Source organism: Streptococcus didelphis DSM 15616 (assembly GCF_000380005.1).
Classification (GTDB): Bacteria; Bacillota; Bacilli; order Lactobacillales; family Streptococcaceae; genus Streptococcus; species Streptococcus didelphis.
In genome coordinates this window covers 1-1,316 of the sequence record NZ_KB904194.1, presented here as the reverse complement: position 1 = coordinate 1,316, position 1,316 = coordinate 1, and the positions used below count along the sequence as shown (strand labels likewise).

Here is a 1,316-nt window from a genome sequence, read left to right as displayed (position 1 = left end):
AAAGAAGACAAGCACAAGTGAGAAGCCTTATCCTCAACGATTAAGGATGAGATGTCGCTTGTGCTTGTTTTTTGAGCTAGTTTTTGCCCAGCCCCATTTAATTTGGCTATGGTGGTGTCTATGAAGTTAAGAAAGAATATGAAGATAAACTTCAACAGTTGACAACATTGAAACGAAAGTTACTTAAGTTTGATTTGGTTATGCAACCTCTAGAAAAACAAAAGGAGATAGTTATTCGTTTAGCTGGTAAATATCGTTTGGAAAAAAATTTTGATGAAAAGAGAAATGTTTAGAGGTGAGGAATATGATTGAAAAGTTGTTAGAAATAAGCATTAATTAATATTGCAAAGCTTTTTATGATCTTCTAATGAGGTATCAATTTCAATAGTGATAGAAGAAACATTGTAGTTTTTACAAATTTGCCTAATAGATTGTTTGCATTCATCTTTAAAATTATAATTGGTTAAGCAACAATGAATAATTATTTTATTATCGATGCCATCCATTGACCAAATATTGAGTTGATTAATAGACTTGATGTGAGGAACTTGTTTTAAATCATAAGATAGAGATTGGTAGTTAATGGAATCAGGGACACCATCTAAAAAGATTTTGAAATTAGATATGAATTTTGGTGTTGCTTTTGATAATATGAAAATAGAAATTAAAATTGATAATAAAGGATCAAGAAAGTACCAAGGTTTCAAATTTAGGATAAGTGATAGAATGAGAATAGCTATCCATCCAAGTATATCTTCTAAGAAATGAAGGTTTAGAATTTCTTCATTTTTAGTTTTTCCTGAGTGGATGGTAATACGGGCAAAACCATTGACAAAAATGGCGATAATAGATAGTATCGTCATTCCTTGATAATCAACAAATTTAGGGTTCCATAATTTGGGGACATTTTCAATAATGACCCAAGAGGAACCGCTTAGAAGAATTAAACTTGTTATTAAAGCACCTAAAAGGCTAAATCTTTTATAACCTAATGAAAATTTAGAATCTTCATTTCTAGAAGCTGTTTTTTCTAAAAAAGCTGAAAAGCCAATGGCTATAGCATCTCCAAGATCATGAATAGAGTCAGCCAATATAGCTCCTGAAAGAAAAAGATTTCCATAAATGAACTCAATAATTGAAAAACAAAGATTCAAAATAAAAACAATCATAATTTTTTTACTTGATGTCATGTGTTACTCCTTTTGTTATACTAATATTAAAATGAATAGGTTACACTAAACTAGACAGAAATTATAAAGTGTTCTACACTAAAGAAAAATGGGAGAACAGATATGTCTAGAAAAATACGTCGCCAC

1 protein-coding gene and 1 pseudogene are annotated in these 1,316 nt (G+C 29.9%); one reads left to right on the top strand and one right to left on the bottom strand.

The genetic code is table 11. The features are described from left to right. Nucleotides 1-101: 101 nt before the first annotated feature. Nucleotides 102-312 (top strand): annotated as a pseudogene (locus A3GU_RS09590) (hypothetical protein); the annotation flags it as partial. Between the two features lie 20 nt (nucleotides 313-332). Here the strand turns inward: A3GU_RS09590 and A3GU_RS0105365 are convergent. After that, entirely contained in the window at nucleotides 333-1,190 is an 858-nt protein-coding gene (locus tag A3GU_RS0105365; RefSeq protein WP_018366511.1) for a cation diffusion facilitator family transporter, read from the bottom strand. Nucleotides 1,191-1,316 lie beyond the last annotated feature (126 nt).

Bases quoted from the DNA above. Each gene is read 5' to 3' on its own strand.
- A3GU_RS0105365 (WP_018366511.1), bottom strand. From the start codon at position 1,190: ATGACATCAAGTAAAAAAATTATGATTGTTTTTATTTTGAATCTTTGT.